The organism is Streptomyces cellostaticus (genome assembly GCF_001513965.1).
GTDB lineage: Bacteria > Actinomycetota > Actinomycetes > Streptomycetales > Streptomycetaceae > Streptomyces > Streptomyces cellostaticus.
On sequence record NZ_KQ948021.1, the window covers coordinates 1 to 14,039 of the forward strand.

The 14,039-nt window shown below is 72.2% G+C and carries 12 protein-coding genes; 11 read left to right on the forward strand and 1 reads right to left on the reverse strand.

Going from position 1 to position 14,039, the window contains the following annotated elements; all coding sequences use genetic code 11:
- The 9 genes from AQI88_RS43070 to AQI88_RS15085 form a co-directional block, all read left to right on the forward strand.
- Positions 1 to 175 (forward strand): alpha-glucosidase C-terminal domain-containing protein (locus AQI88_RS43070; RefSeq protein WP_208615806.1); only part of this gene is annotated, 175 nt, incomplete at its 5' end.
- Positions 176 to 206: 31 nt separating this feature from the next.
- The gene (locus AQI88_RS15055; RefSeq protein WP_066998200.1) at positions 207 to 1,571 is read left to right on the forward strand and encodes a maltokinase N-terminal cap-like domain-containing protein; all 1,365 of its coding nucleotides are present in this window, start codon (positions 207 to 209) and stop codon (positions 1,569 to 1,571) included.
- 4 nt (positions 1,572 to 1,575) lie between these two features.
- The gene (gene glgB, locus AQI88_RS15060) at positions 1,576 to 3,783 is read left to right on the forward strand and encodes a 1,4-alpha-glucan branching enzyme (protein WP_066998202.1); all 2,208 of its coding nucleotides are present in this window, start codon (positions 1,576 to 1,578) and stop codon (positions 3,781 to 3,783) included.
- A 92-nt stretch (positions 3,784 to 3,875) separates the two neighbouring features.
- On the forward strand, positions 3,876 to 4,964 hold the full coding sequence (locus tag AQI88_RS15065) for a glutamate--cysteine ligase 2 (RefSeq protein ID WP_066998204.1): 1,089 nt from the start codon (positions 3,876 to 3,878) through the stop codon (positions 4,962 to 4,964).
- A gap of 190 nt (positions 4,965 to 5,154) precedes the next feature.
- Positions 5,155 to 7,059, forward strand: a complete 1,905-nt coding sequence (locus AQI88_RS15070) for an AMP-dependent synthetase/ligase (protein ID WP_066998206.1) — start codon at positions 5,155 to 5,157, stop codon at positions 7,057 to 7,059.
- Between the two features lie 193 nt (positions 7,060 to 7,252).
- Complete coding sequence (locus AQI88_RS15075) at positions 7,253 to 7,687, forward strand: ATP-binding protein (RefSeq protein WP_066998208.1); 435 nt, start codon at positions 7,253 to 7,255, stop codon at positions 7,685 to 7,687.
- 192 nt (positions 7,688 to 7,879) lie between these two features.
- Positions 7,880 to 9,256: an NAD(P)/FAD-dependent oxidoreductase gene (locus AQI88_RS15080; protein WP_066998209.1), complete on the forward strand. Its 1,377-nt coding sequence runs from the start codon at positions 7,880 to 7,882 to the stop codon at positions 9,254 to 9,256.
- Positions 9,257 to 9,272: 16 nt separating this feature from the next.
- Entirely contained in the window at positions 9,273 to 9,410 is a 138-nt protein-coding gene (locus AQI88_RS43075) for a DUF4287 domain-containing protein (protein WP_425264573.1), read from the forward strand.
- Between the two features lie 96 nt (positions 9,411 to 9,506).
- Entirely contained in the window at positions 9,507 to 11,732 is a 2,226-nt protein-coding gene (locus AQI88_RS15085) for an FUSC family protein (protein ID WP_066998211.1), read from the forward strand.
- A gap of 49 nt (positions 11,733 to 11,781) precedes the next feature.
- Here the strand turns inward: AQI88_RS15085 and AQI88_RS15090 are convergent, their stop codons facing one another.
- Positions 11,782 to 12,630: a SigB/SigF/SigG family RNA polymerase sigma factor gene (locus AQI88_RS15090; RefSeq protein WP_066998213.1), complete on the reverse strand. Its 849-nt coding sequence runs from the start codon at positions 12,628 to 12,630 to the stop codon at positions 11,782 to 11,784.
- A gap of 271 nt (positions 12,631 to 12,901) precedes the next feature.
- On the opposite strand from AQI88_RS15090, the gene AQI88_RS15095 reads away from it, so the two are divergent.
- Both AQI88_RS15095 and AQI88_RS15100 read left to right on the forward strand, forming a co-directional pair.
- Positions 12,902 to 13,144: a hypothetical protein gene (locus AQI88_RS15095; RefSeq protein WP_066998216.1), complete on the forward strand. Its 243-nt coding sequence runs from the start codon at positions 12,902 to 12,904 to the stop codon at positions 13,142 to 13,144.
- Positions 13,145 to 13,401: 257 nt separating this feature from the next.
- Positions 13,402 to 13,860: a cyclic nucleotide-binding domain-containing protein gene (locus AQI88_RS15100; protein WP_066998220.1), complete on the forward strand. Its 459-nt coding sequence runs from the start codon at positions 13,402 to 13,404 to the stop codon at positions 13,858 to 13,860.
- Positions 13,861 to 14,039 lie beyond the last annotated feature (179 nt).

Here is a 14,039-nt window from a genome sequence, read left to right on the forward strand (position 1 = left end):
TCAACCCACCGAACTCGATCTGCAGGTCTACGACGGGCGGCACCCCGTCGAGCTGATCGGCGGTGTGCGTTTCCCGGCCATCGGTGAACTGCCCTACCTGCTGACCCTCGCGGGCCACGGCTTCTACTGGTTCCGGCTCACCCGAGTCGCATCCCGCATCGGCCGCCGCCGCTGAGCACCAGGCGCCGAGGAAAGGACGCGTCACCATGCCGAAGACCATCACGCCCCGGCCGAGAAGCGAGGCCGGCGCCGACCGGCCGGCGGCCTCGCTGGGCGGGCTGCTGCGCACCTGGCTGCCGAAGCAGCGCTGGTTCGCGGGCAAGGACCGGCCCGTCACCGATCTGTCGGTGCTGTCGATGACCGAGCTGTTCCCGGGGTGTCTGCACCTGCTGGTCCACGCCTCACACGCGCCGGTGCCCACTCCCGGCGGCACGCCCCCGCCCGGCGACTGCTATCAACTGCTCCTGGGCCTGCGCGAGCACCTCGCACCGCGGCTGGAACGGGCGTACATCGGCCGTGTCGCGGAGGGTCCGTTCGCCGGTCTCGCCGTGTACGACGCCCTGCAGGAACCGCGCTCGGCCCATCTGCTTCTGGAACGGCTGCGGCAGCCCGGCACATCGGGTCCGCTGCGCTTCGAGACGACCCCGGCCCTCCACCTGCCCGGCGGACTCCCGCCCCGGCTGCTGGACGCCGAGCAGTCCAACTCGTCGATCGTCTACGGTGACGCGTACATCCTGAAGGTCTTCCGCCGCATCCAGCCGGGCGTCAACCCCGACCTGGAGGTGCCGGGCTCGCTGGCCGCACAGGGGTGCACCCGGGTGCCGGCGCCGGTCGCCTGGTTCAGCACGAGCGCCCCGAGCCCGGCCACACTGGGTGTCCTGCAGCCGTTCCTGCCCGACGCCACCGACGGCTGGACGCTGGCGCTGCGGGCGCTCGCCGCGGGCGACGACTTCACTGCCGAGGCCCGGGAGCTGGGCCGGACCATGGCCGAGGTGCACCTGGCGCTGGCCGAGGCCTTCCCGCCGGCCGGACCGGGCGAGAACGGGCATACGGCTCAGGCGATGTGCGCGCGGCTGGACGCCGCCACGCACGCCGTGCCCGCGCTGCTGCCCTTCGTCCCGGGCCTGCGCGCCGCGTTCGGTGCGCTGGCCACCTGCGACACCGGGCCGCCCGCCCAGCGCATCCACGGCGACCTGCACCTCGGGCAGGTGCTGCAGGCCGGGCGCGACTGGTTCGTCATCGACTTCGAGGGCGAGCCGTCCCGCCCGCTCGCCGAGCGGCGGGCCGCGCAGTCCCCGGTGCGGGACGTGGCCGGGATGCTGCGCTCCTTCGACTACGCGGCCCGGCAGCGCCGCCCCTGGCGGCCCGAGTGGGCCCGCCGGTGCCGGGAGGCGTTCTGCGCGGGCTACGCGGCCCGCGCCGGGTGGGACCCGCGCAAGAAGCACGCGCTGCTGCGCGCGCACGAGACGGACAGGGCGGTGTACGAGGTGCTGTACGAGGCGAGACACCGTCCGGACTGGCTGCCGGTTCCGATGGCCGCGATCAAGCGGCTCGCCGTGTGGGGAGGCTGACGTCATGGCACTGCGCGACACCGCACTTCCCGAGTCCGCGAGACCCGTTCCGCCCGCGGTCCGCCCGCTCGACCGGGGCGAGCGCGACCGCCTGCTCGGCGGCGCCCACCACGATCCGCACGCCCTGCTGGGCGCCCATCCGGTACCGGGCGGCATCCTGTTCCGGGCGCTGCGCCCGAACGCCCGCGCGGTGAGCGTCGTGGTGGACGGCAAGCGGGACGCCCTGGTCTCGGAGGGCGGTGGGTTCTTCGCCGCGGTGCTGCCGTACCCGCGGATCCCGTCGTACACGCTGCTGGTGGCCTACGACGACGCCGAGCAGGAGGTGGAGGACCCGTACCGCTTCCTGCCCGCCCTCGGCGAGTTCGACCTCCATCTGATCCGCGAGGGCCGGCACGAGCAGTTGTGGCGGGCGCTGGGCGCCGAGCCCCTGACCCATCAGGGAGTGGCGGGCACCCGGTTCACCGTGTGGGCGCCGAACGCCCAAGGGGTGCGTGTCGCCGGTGACTTCACGTACTGGGACGGCACGCAGTACCCGATGCGGTCGCTCGGCGCGTCCGGTGTGTGGGAGCTGTTCCTGCCGGGCATCGGCGAGGGCGCCCGGTACAAGTTCGAGATCACCTCCCGCCACGGCGGCCGGTTCCTGAAGGCGGATCCGATGGCCCGCCGCACGGAGGTACCGCCCGCGACCGCCTCCGTCGTCGCGGTCTCGCGGTACGAGTGGGAGGATGCGGAGTGGATGGCCCACCGGGGCGACACTCCCGTCCACGAGGCTCCGTTCTCCGTGTACGAGGTCCATCTGCCCTCCTGGCGGCCCGGCCTGAGCTACCGCCAGCTGGCGGACGAACTCCCCGCCTATGTCAAGGAGATGGGCTTCACACACGTCGAGCTGATGCCGGTCGCCGGGCATCCCTTCAGTGGCTCCTGGGGCTACCAGGTCACCTCCTACTACGCGCCCACGCCCCGCCTCGGCTCCCCCGACGACTTCAAGTACCTGGTCGACGCGCTGCACCGGGCCGGCATCGGCGTGATCATGGACTGGGTGCCGGCCCACTTCCCCAAGGACGACTGGGCGCTGGCCCGGTTCGACGGGGACCCGCTGTACGAACCGGGGGACGACCGGCGGGCCGAGCATCCCGACTGGGGCACCTACGAGTTCGACTTCGGACGCATCGAGGTGCGCAACTTCCTCGTCGCCAACGCCGTGTACTGGTGCGAGGAGTTCCACATCGACGGCCTGCGCGTGGACGCCGTCGCCTCCATGCTCTACCTCGACTACTCGCGGGACTCCGGGCAGTGGACGCCGAACGTCTTCGGCGGCCGGGAGGACCTGGACGCGGTGGCCTTCCTGCAGGAGATGAACGCCACCGTCTACCGGCGCTGCCCGGGCGTGGTGACCATCGCCGAGGAGTCCACCGCCTGGGACGGGGTGACCCGGCCGACGGACAGCGGCGGACTCGGCTTCGGGCTGAAGTGGAACATGGGCTGGATGCACGACTCGCTCCAGTACATCCAGCACGAGCCGGTGCACCGCAAGTACCACCACAACGAGATGACCTTCTCGATGGTGTACGCCTACAGCGAGAACTACGTCCTGCCGATCTCCCACGACGAGGTCGTGCACGGCAAGCAGGCCCTGGTGTCGAAGATGCCGGGCGACTGGTGGCAGCGGCGTGCCGATCATCGCGCCTACCTCGGCTTCATGTGGGCCCATCCCGGCAAGCAACTGCTGTTCATGGGGCAGGAGTTCGCCCAGGGTGCGGAGTGGTCCGAGGCGCACGGTCCCGAGTGGTGGCTGCTGGATGCGGACTACTGCTCCGCGGGCGACCACCGGGGCGTACAGAACCTGGTCCGGGACCTGAACACGCGGTACCGGGCCACCCCGGCGCTGTGGCAGCGGGACACCGATCCGGGCGGTTTCCGGTGGGTGCTGTGTGACGCGGCGGACGACAACGTGTTCGCGTTTCTGCGGTTCGCCGCCGGGGGCTCCCCCTTGCTGGCGGTGTCGAACTTCTCCCCCGTCGTGCGTGACGGCTACCGCCTGTGGGTACCCGAAGGGATTACCGCCTGGCAGGAGGCGCTGAACACGGACGATGCGGTCTACGGCGGCAGCGGTGTCGGTGTCGGCGCCCCGGGGGCACTTGAGCCCGAGGGCGGGTTCCTCCGGCTCACGCTGCCCCCGCTCGCCACTGTCTGGTTGACGCCCGTGGGCTGACCCCACAGGTGTCGGCGGCCCTCTCCAAGGGGCAGGCAGGGTCGTACAGACCTACGACTGCTCCTCGTCAGATGAACAGAAGGGCGGCCCACGTGCGCACTGTCGGAGTGGAGGAGGAACTCCTTCTGGTCGACCCGGACAGCGGCGAGCCGAAGGCCGTGTCGGCCGCCGTCCTCGCCCGGGCCGCTCAGGACGATCCCGGACAGGACGTGTTCCAGAAGGAGCTGTTCGGGCAGATGCTGGAGTTCGCCACGCATCCGCAGGGGGACATGGCCGAGCTCGGCGCCGAGATCGTGCGCTGCCGCAAGGAGGCGGCCCGGCTCGCCGGGGAGATCGGCTGCGCGGTCGCCGCCCTGGCCACGTGCCCGCTGCCGGTCCCGCTCTCGCTGAGCGCGCACGAGCGCTACGCGTGGATGGCCGAGCAGTTCGGCATCGCCATCCAGGACCAGTTCGTCTGCGGCTGCCATGTGCATGTGTCGGTGGAGTCCGACGAGGAGGGCGTGGCCGTCCTCGACCGGATCGGGCCGTGGCTTCCGGTACTTCGCGCGCTCAGCGCCAACTCGCCGTTCTGGCAGGGCCAGGACACCGGCTACGTCAGCTTCCGCAGCCGGCTGTGGGCGCGCTGCCCGTCGGCGGGGCCGACCGAGCTGTTCGGCTCGGCCGAGCGGTACCACCGACGGGTGACGGACATGGTGGCCAGCGGGGTCATCCTCGACAAGGGGATGGTGTACCTGGACGCTCGCCTGTCCACGAAATACCCGACCGTGGAGATCCGGGTGGCGGACGTATGCCTGCGGGCGGAGACCACCGTCCTCATCGCCACGCTGGCCCGTGCCCTGGTGGAGACGGCCGCACGCGACTGGCGGGCCGGCCGGCCGCCGTTCGACCACAGCGTGAGCCTGCTCAGGCTGGCCGCCTGGCATGCCGCCCGCTTCGGCCTGGACCAGGACCTCCTCGACCCCGCGACCATGCGGCCGCGGCCCGCTGCTCAAGTGCTGCGCTCGCTGCTGGAGCACACCGGAGAGGCAGTCGCCCTCAGCGGGGACGCGGCCGTGGTCGAGGAGACCGTCGCCGAGCTGCTGCGCCGGGGCAACGGCGCCCGTGAGCAGCGTCTGCTCCTGGAGCGCACGGGCAGCCTGCGGGACGTCATCACCGAATGTGTGCGCCGCACCCAGGACTGAGGGGCGGTCCGGACGGGCCGGGGCCACGTGACGCAGGTGCTCAGAGGTTCCCCCGGACACGCGCAGATCATCAGCCGATCACGACTTGCCTGTTCCCGGCACTGAAACCGCTTCCCTGGGCTACATTCGAGCACCGCCGGGCACAGAGCCGACCGGCGGAGTCACCCTCCGTACATTCCGGGAGCAGCGCATGCGCGACGTCGCCCTCGCTCCACCTGCCGTACCGCCGCTGACCGGCGGGCTCGCCGACCGTGTCTTCGAGACCGCGGACCGCAATCCGATGCTGCCCCTCCTCGCGCGCCGTACGGATGCGGAGCCCGGCCGGTGGCAGGAGGTGACGGCGGTCGAGCTGCGGGACGAGGTGGTCGACCTGGCCAAGGGCCTGATCGCCGCGGGGGTCTCGCCGGGCCACCGGGTGGCCCTCATGGCCCGGACCCGCTACGAGTGGACGGTGTTCGCCCACGCGCTGTGGACCGTCGGCGCGGAGGTCGTCCCGGTCCATCCGTCGTCGTCGCGGGACCAGGTGGAGTGGATCCTGCGGGACGCCGGCTGTGTGGCCGTGGTGGTGGAGGACGAGCAGGGCGTCATGACCGTGGGCACGGTGTGCACGGGGCTGCCGCGGCTCAAGCACGTCTGGCAGCTGGATGCGGGCGCGCTGCCCCTGCTGGCCGAGCAGGGTGCGGTCATCCCGCTGACCACGGTGGAGTCGCTGCGCCGGATCGTGCTGCCGGACGCGACGGCGGCCATCGCCTACACCTCGGGCACCGAGGGCCGTCCGGTGGGCTGCGCACTGAGCCACCGCGGCCTGGCCTACCCGTGCGACATCCTGCTCGCCGGCTGGGGACACACCGCGGCTCCCCCGGGCGAACAGCCGTCCGTGCTCGCCTTCCTGCCCTTCTCCCATGTGTACGGGCTCATGATCCAGGTGATGTGCCTGCGCGGCGGGGTACTGATGGCCCACGAGCCGGAGATGACGGAGGCGGCCCTCGCGTCGGCGCTGCGCACCTTCCGGCCGACGTACCTGTACGGCGTGCCGTCGGTGTTCGAGAAGCTGTACAAGACGTTCCTGCGGACCGCCCAGCAGACGGGCCGGGGCGCGCTGTTCGAGCGGGCCGCGCAGACCGCGCGGGACTTCGCCGAGGCCGAGGAGCGCCGGCGGCTGGGCCTCGGGCCGGGGCCCGGGTTCGATCTGCGGCTGCAACACTCCCTGTACGAGCGGACGGTGTACCGCAAGCTGCGGGCCGCGCTCGGCGGGCGCGTCGTACGGGGCACCTCGGGCGGCTCGTCGCTCAGCCGGGAACTGTCCCTGTTCTACGAGGGCATCGGGCTGTATCTGCACGACGGTTACGGGCTGACGGAGACCTCCGGCGGGATCACCATGCAGCCGCTGGGCAGGGAGAAGTCCGGGACCGTGGGCCGGCCGCTGCCCGGTACCGAGGTCCAGGTGGCCGACGACGGGGAGATCCTGGTGCGCGGCTCGTCGGTGTTCCAGGGCTACATCGGCGACGAGGCGCGCACCCGGGCCGCGCTGCGGGGCGGCTGGCTGGCCACCGGGGACATCGGGCGGACGGACGCCGAGGGCTATCTGACCATCACCGGCCGCAAGAAGGACGTCATCGTCACGAGCGGCGGCAAGAGCGTGGCCCCGGCCCCGCTGGAGCAGCGGCTGCGGATGCATCCGCTGGTGCACCAGGCGGTGGTCGTCGGCGACGACCGGCCCTGCGTGGGGGCGCTGATCACGCTGGACCCGGAGTTCCTCGCGCACTGGCGGGCCGCCCTGGCGTTGCAGGGCGAGTCACCGGGCCGCGAGGCCCGCGAGGAGAACGCGCTCAGGGAGGAGATCGCGCGGGCCGTCGCCTCGGCCAACAGCGCGGTGTCCCGCGCGGAGTCCATCAGGGTCTACCGTGTCCTGCACGAGCCGTTCGCCCCGGACAACGGACTGCTGACGCCGTCCATGAAGCTGCGCCGGGACGCCATTGCGCGGCACCATGCCGCCGAGATCGACGCGATGTACGAAGCCCGTTCCCGCGCGGTGCGGCGGCCGGGCCCGCAGGAGCCGGACGACTGGGACGAGCCGGACGACGTCTTCCGCTAGGAGGTGCGCGTACCGCACCGGGAGTGGGCGTGCTCCCGGCACGAGGAGCCGGTGCGGTGCCCGGCGGCCGGGTCGGACGGATACCCGGCCCGGCTTGGGGAACCCGCAGCAGTGGAGTGATCAGCAACGACGACCGCCCTGGTCGCAAGGGGCCGCGCCGGCCCCCCGACCGGACGGGGCCGGAGAATGCGAGATGGCGACGGAGCCGCGTTGGGACGACACACCGCCCTCGGAGGAGAGGTACGAGCGGTCGTTCTTCTTCCCGGGTGAGCTGCGCAACGTGACGGGTGCGCGGCTCGCCGCGGAGGACTTCCTGTGCGCCCTCGCCCGGGACGCCCCGCCCGGCACACCGGAGTACTGGGACGACATCCTGCTGGTCGTCACGGAACTGGCCGCCAACGCCATCCAGTACGCCCCCGGGCCCTTCGCCCTGCGGCTGCGCCGCACCTTCGACGGGGTGCACGTGACGATGCACGACACCAGCACGGCCCGGCCCGAGCCGCGGCCCTTCCATCCGAGTGCGGGCGGGGGCGGCATCGGCTGGCATCTCGTGCACACGCTGTGCAGTCAGGTCAGCGTCGTCGTCGACGACCACGGCAAGGACATCCATGTGTTCCTGCCCTGGTGACCGGCGCCTGATCTTTCTGTGCGAGATCGTGTTACTCCGGCCGCTGCGGGGGCATGCTGGTGCCCACGCGTTCCTCTGCCTGCCGCACCCGGCCGGCGCAGCGGCTCGGGGCGCGGTGGGATCGATGTGGTGGCAGCGGTCCAGGGCACACGAACGACGTCGAGTCGATACCGCCCTGAGCCGCAGAAAGGGATGGACACCGTGATACGACCCAGGATCCTGGTGATTGGCGCGGGCTTCGCCGGAGTCGAGTGCGTGCGCCGCCTGGAGCGGAAACTCGCCCCCGACGAGGCCGACGTCACCTTGGTGACGCCCTCCGCCTACCAGCTCTATCTCCCGCTGCTGCCCCAGGTCGCCTCCGGTGTGCTCACGCCGCAGTCGATCGCCGTCTCGCTGCGCCGCAGCAAGAAGTACCGCACCCGGATCATCCCGGGCGGTGCGATCGGCGTGGACCTGAAGTCCAAGGTCTGCGTCGTCCGCACCATCACCGACAAGATCGTCAACGAGCGGTACGACTACATCGTGCTGGCGCCGGGCAGCGTGACCCGGACCTTCGACATCCCGGGGCTGACCGAGCACGCCTTCGGGATGAAGACGCTGGCCGAGGCCGCCTACGTCCGCGACCACGTCATCGCGCAGCTGGACCTCGCCGACGCCAGCGACGACCCGGCCGAGCGGGCCGCACGGCTGCAGTTCGTGGTGGTCGGCGGCGGATACGCGGGCACCGAGACCGCGGCCTGTCTGCAACGGCTCACGCACGCGGCCGTCCAGCGCTATCCGCGCCTCGACCCGGGCCTGATCAAGTGGCACCTGATCGACATCGCGCCGAAGCTCATGCCGGAGCTGGGCGACAAGCTCGGCCGCAGCGCGCAGGAGATCCTGCGCCGGCGCGGCATCGAGGTCTCGCTGGGCGTGTCGATCGACAAGGCGGGCGCCGAGGAGGTCACCTTCACCGACGGCCGGGCGGTGCCGACCCACACCTTGATCTGGACGGCCGGCGTGGTCGCGAGCCCGCTGATCGCCACGCTCGGCGCGGAGACCGTCCGCGGCCGGCTCGCGGTCACCACCGAGATGACCCTGCCGGGTCACGACGGGGTGTTCGCACTCGGCGACTCGGCGGCGGTGCCCGACAAGGCCAAGGGCGAGGAGGGCGCGATCTGCCCGCCCACGGCCCAGCACGCCATGCGCCAGGGCAGGAAGGTCGCGGACAACGTCATCGCGACGCTGCGGGACCAGCCGCTTCTGCCGTACGTCCACAAGGATCTGGGCCTCGTCGTCGACCTCGGCGGCAAGGACGCCGTCTCCAAGCCGCTGGGCATCGAACTGCGCGGCGTGCCCGCCCAGGCGGTGGCCCGCGGCTATCACTGGTCGGCGCTGCGCACCAACGTCGCCAAGACCCGGGTGATGACCAACTGGCTGCTGAACGCGGTCGCGGGCGACGATTTCGTCCGCACCGGCTTCCAGGCGCGCAAGGCCGCCCGGCTGAAGGACTTCGAGTTCACGGACTCCTATCTGACACCGGAACAGGTACGCGCCCGGGTGGAGGGCGGGGCCGCCGAGCACCCCTGAGGTGGGCCGCCCGGTCGTGCAACGGCCGGAGCTGATCCGTTCCTCGCCGTTGTCCGAGCACAGGGAACCGGTGGCCTGGCGCGAGTCCGGGCACGGCCTGTGGCATGGGCACGCCGCTGCGCTGGTCGCGCACACGCCGGCCGGGGGCAGGTGATCCCGGCCGGCGTGCCATGCTGGGTCGGAGATCAAGTTCTGGCACGGGAGAGAGCGCGGCGGCGTGAGGGCAGCGGTTCGGTCGGGGTGGGCACGGATGTGGGACCGGCTCGCGGCGTCCGATCCCGGGTTGCTCAGGCTCACCGCGGGCCTGCGCACGGTGACCGCCATCGCCCTCGCCCTGGCCGTGCTGGCCCTGCTGCAAGTCCCCGTAGCGCAGTTGGTCGCGGGGGCCATGACGGCGATGGTCGCGACCTTCGCCGTCCGGGAGAAGCAGCGCTCCCCGCAGGCCGTGACCCTCGCGCTGGGCCTGCCGGTGGCGCTCGCCTCGGTGTCGCTGGGCACGCTGCTGAACCAGTGGGTCGTGGTGGGCGACGTGTTCTTCGTCGTGCTCATCTTCTGCGCCGTCTACGGACGCCGGTTCGGCGACCGCGGCACCGCGCTGGGCCTGATCGGCTTCCAGATCTACTTCCTCTCCCTGTTCGTGCACGCGGCCCCGTCCGCGCTGCCCGCCCTGTACGGCGTGATCACCGTGGCGTTCGTGTGCAGCGGCGTCGCCCGCTTCGTGCTGCTGCCGCAGACCCCGTCGGGCACCCTGGACCGGCTGCGCAGGGCCTTCCGGGCCCGGCTCGGGCAGTTGATCGGCGCCCAGATCGAGCTGCTGGACGCGGGTCCCGACAATCCCGACGACGCGGAGAAGGTCCTGGAGCATCTGCGCACCGGCACCGCGCGGCTGCACGAGGCTGCGCTGATGATCCAGGGCAGGCTGGAGGACGGCGCCCTGGACGAGGCGACGGCACGGCTGCTGCAGCGCCGGATCGCCGACGCCGAGATCGCCGCCGAGCGGCTCGGTCTGCTGCTGCTCACCGCGCGCAGCGCCGAGCGGACGGACACCCTCACCCTGCACCTGCCCGGTGCTCCCCTCCCGCCGGGCGGCGAACTGCCGGTCCGGGACGAGGCGAGTGCCGCGCTGCGCCGGGACCTCGAGGCGCTGCGCCTGCTCGTGCTGCGACCGGTGAGCGAGGCCTCGGGGACCGCGCTGGCGCAGGTACGCAACCGGCTGCTCGGCTACCGGGAGGAGGAGAACCTGCCGAAGGCCTCCCCGGCCGTGCAGGACGTCTTCCGGGGCCTCGGCGAGGCCGCGCGGGCCGTGCTCGGGCTGCGCATCGCCCTGGACGGGCCGCAGGACGACTCCGACGACACTCCGGCGGCGGCCCGTTCCCGCGAGGAGCTGGACGCCGAGGACGCGGCCATCGAGAGCAGTGAGGAGGACGAGCCCGCAGAGCCGGAGCCGACCGGGCTCGGGCGGCCCACCACGCGGGCCGCGGTGCAGGTGGCGGTCGGCTCGTCGCTCGCCATCTTCGGCGGCGAGCAATTGTCCGGCCAGCGCTGGTACTGGGCGGTGCTGACCTGCTGGATCGTGTTCCTCAACACCGCTTCGACCGGCGAGATCCTGGTCAAGGGCTACCGGCGGCTGGTCGGCACGGTCCTCGGCGTGGTGGCCGGCATCGCCCTCGCCGGGCTGGTCGGACACCACACGTGGACGGCGTTCGCGCTGGTGCTGCTGTGCGTGTTCGCGATGTTCTACACCGCGCCCCTGTCCTACACACTGATGTCGTTCTTCGTGACGGCGATGCTGGGGCTGCTGTACACACTGCTCAACACCTACAGCACGTCGGTGCTGGTGCTGCGCGTGGAGGAGACGGCCCTGGGCGCGGCGTGCGGGGTGATCGCGGCAGCCGTGGTGCTGCCGATCCGGACCGACCGGCGCACCAACGACCTCCTCGTGGACGTCCTCGACAAGCTGGCGGACGTCACCCGGGCCGCCGTGGACCAGCTGAGCGGTGGACCGCCGACCGACCTGGTGGACCAGGCGCGCGACCTCGACCAGGCGCTGGCCGATCTGCGCGCCGCGACACAGCCGCTCACCCACCCGATCAGCCCGCTGCGCTCCCGCCGGGACACCGCCCGGTACGTCGTGGCACTGCTGGAGACCTGCGCCTACCACGCGCGTTCACTCGCGGCCACCGCCGAACTGCTGGCCACGCACCCCTCGATCGCGGCGGATCCCCGGCTGCGCGGTGCCGGCCGGCGGATCGTGCACAACATCGAGGCGATCGCCGCACACGTCGCGGACCCCCGGTCCGCGGAGCAGATCGAGACCGGCCCCAGCATCGCGTCAATGCTGGGGCCCGGCACCCTGCGCACCCCGCGCTACGGCCGGGTGACCGACCGGGTGCTGCGGCATCTGCAGCGCCTGGACGAGGCGGTGCCGGGTCTGGCCCGGCCGCTCGGTATCGCGCGGCAGCCGTCGAAGAAGTGACGGTACGGCGAACGGGCCGCACCGCTGCGGCACCGGTGCCCCACGCGGCTCACCCGTTGGTCCGGCCGCCCTGCCGCCGGCCCAGTGCCTCGTCGCGTACGCGGGCGCAGCTGCGGGTGATGAGCCGGGAGACGTGCATCTGGGAGATGCCGAGCCGGTCGGCGATGCGGCTTTGCGTCATGTCCTCGAAGAAGCGCATGTAGAGGATGGCCCGCTCCCGCTCGGGCAGCCGGCGCAGACCCTCTTTGGCGGCCTCGCGGTCGACGACGACGTCGTAGGAGGAGTCCGTCGCGCCGAGCGTGTCGGCGAGGCTGCAGCCGTCGTCGCCGATGGACAGCTCGGCGTCCAGCGAGAGGGTGCTGAAGCTCTCCAGCGCCGCCACGCCCGCGGCGACCTCCTCCTCGGTGAGGCCGGTGTGGGCGGCGATGTCGGCGGCGGTGGGTTCGGGGGTGCCGGGGCGCTGGGTGAGTTCGCGGCGGGCCACGCGTACGCGGTTGCGCAGCTCCTGGACCCGGCGGGGCACCCGCAGCGCCCACATCCGGTCCCGGAAGTGCCGCTTGACCTCGCCGGTGATGGTCGGCACGGCGTAGCTCTCGAAGGCCCCTCGTGCCGGGTCGAACCGGTCGACGGCCTTGACCAGCCCGAGCGCGGCCACCTGACGCAGGTCCTCCACGGACTCCCCGCGGTCGCGGAAACGGCCGGCGATCCGGTGGGCCATGGGCAGCCACGCGGTCACCAGTTCGTCGCGTACGGCGTCCCGCTCGGGTCCGTCCGCCAGGTGGGCCAGCCGGGCGAAGAGGGCCATGGTGTCGGGGGCGTCGTCATGGGTCCGCCGCAGGGGCGCGGCGGAGGCGGTGTCGTACCTGCCGGGGCGGCTTGTCGACATGTCGGTCAGCATGCGGAATCGCTCCTGAACGGTGGTGTCGGGGCACGGCCGGAACAGGGGTTCCGGGTCCTGGCCCGGACGGTGGTGTCAGGGTTCGCCGCGGGTGAGCCGCCGGCCCCGCCAGGAGAGGGCCCGAGGCAGCCGGACTGTCCCGCTGGGCGCGCGCCTCCGGTCCGAAGCACGCATTTCCGCCTGCCCGTGCACCCCGGCGGCAAACACCGCTCGGGGAGAACGGCATGGGGGATACGGCCATCACCACGCGCGGGCCGGGTACCCGGGCGGTATGACCGATGTAGTGGACGCGGACGAGTTGCTGCGGCGCATCCGGCGGGCCAGGGACTGCGCCGCCGAGCAGGAGCGGGCCTGGTGGGAGCGGGCGGGGAGTCTGGCGGCGACCGATCCGGACGGGGCGCGGGAGGCGTCCGCCCGGGCGAGGGCGTACGAGGCGGTGCTGCGCGTGCTGGAGGAGATCGTCGACCCGGGCAGAGCGCCCGCGGTCGAGTCCGGAGTGAAACAGGTCACGTGACCTGGTCCCGATTACACGAATCCCTTCCAGATGGTTTACCGTTCATCCATACGTGGTGACGGAGTCGACCGGAACCGTCCTCTCTCACCACCGCATACGGCCCTGGCTGGCTCCCCCGTCCAGCCAGGGCTTTTTCCTGTCTCCGGACAGGCCTCCCGGTACCGGTCCGCGTCCTTCGAGGTGCCCGGGACGGCGGCAGCGGCTGAAATGGGCTTGGGGAAAACACCCGAACCGCTGCCGGCGAGGAGTCCCGCGCCATGACCAAAGCGATAAAACTGCTGACCGCCCTCCCGCAGGCACAGCGCGAGCGGCTGATGGAGCTGGCCGAGGAGGTCTCCTTCCCGGAGGACGCGCGGATCTTCGAGGCGGGTGGCACGGCCGACCGCTTCTGGGTGATCCGCTCGGGCGCGGTCCACCTGGACCAGCAGGTCACCTCCCGGCAGCGGGTCACCGTGGCCACGCTCGGCGCGGGCGACATGCTCGGCTGGTCCTGGCTGTTCCCGCCGTACGAGTGGGACTTCGGCGCGGTGGCCTTCAGCAACGTAAGGGCCTACGAGTTCGACGGACCGTCGGTGCTCGCACTGTGCGTGGAGGACCCGCTGCTCGGGCTGTCGCTGGTGCGCACGGTCGCCGAGGTCCTCGCCAGCCGCCTGGAGACGACCCGCGGCAAGCTGATGGAGCAGTACACGATGCGGCGGCGGAGCGGCCCGCTTTGAGCTCCGCCGGGAGGGCCGCGATATGCCGTCGTTCGGCCGCTGCGCCGTCGCGGTTGGTCGCGCAGTTCCCCGCACCCCTTTGGGGCACTGCCCGCTCAGCCCCTCAGACCCGGTAGCGGCGCAGCGCCGGGACCGCCGCGGCCAGCGCGAGCATCACCGCGACGACCAGTGCCCCGCCA

What these genes read in the sequence shown, in the direction of transcription:
- AQI88_RS15075 (WP_066998208.1), top strand. Translation starts at nt 7,253, where the DNA reads ATGGCGACGGAGCCGCGTTGGGACGACACACCGCCCTCGGAGGAGAGG.
- AQI88_RS15100 (WP_066998220.1), top strand. Translation starts at nt 13,402, where the DNA reads ATGACCAAAGCGATAAAACTGCTGACCGCCCTCCCGCAGGCACAGCGC.
- glgB (WP_066998202.1), top strand. Translation starts at nt 1,576, where the DNA reads ATGGCACTGCGCGACACCGCACTTCCCGAGTCCGCGAGACCCGTTCCG.
- AQI88_RS15095 (WP_066998216.1), top strand. Translation starts at nt 12,902, where the DNA reads ATGACCGATGTAGTGGACGCGGACGAGTTGCTGCGGCGCATCCGGCGG.
- AQI88_RS15070 (WP_066998206.1), top strand. Translation starts at nt 5,155, where the DNA reads ATGCGCGACGTCGCCCTCGCTCCACCTGCCGTACCGCCGCTGACCGGC.
- AQI88_RS15055 (WP_066998200.1), top strand. Translation starts at nt 207, where the DNA reads ATGCCGAAGACCATCACGCCCCGGCCGAGAAGCGAGGCCGGCGCCGAC.
- AQI88_RS15080 (WP_066998209.1), top strand. Translation starts at nt 7,880, where the DNA reads ATGGACACCGTGATACGACCCAGGATCCTGGTGATTGGCGCGGGCTTC.
- AQI88_RS15085 (WP_066998211.1), top strand. Translation starts at nt 9,507, where the DNA reads ATGTGGGACCGGCTCGCGGCGTCCGATCCCGGGTTGCTCAGGCTCACC.
- AQI88_RS15090 (WP_066998213.1), bottom strand. Translation starts at nt 12,630, where the DNA reads ATGCTGACCGACATGTCGACAAGCCGCCCCGGCAGGTACGACACCGCC.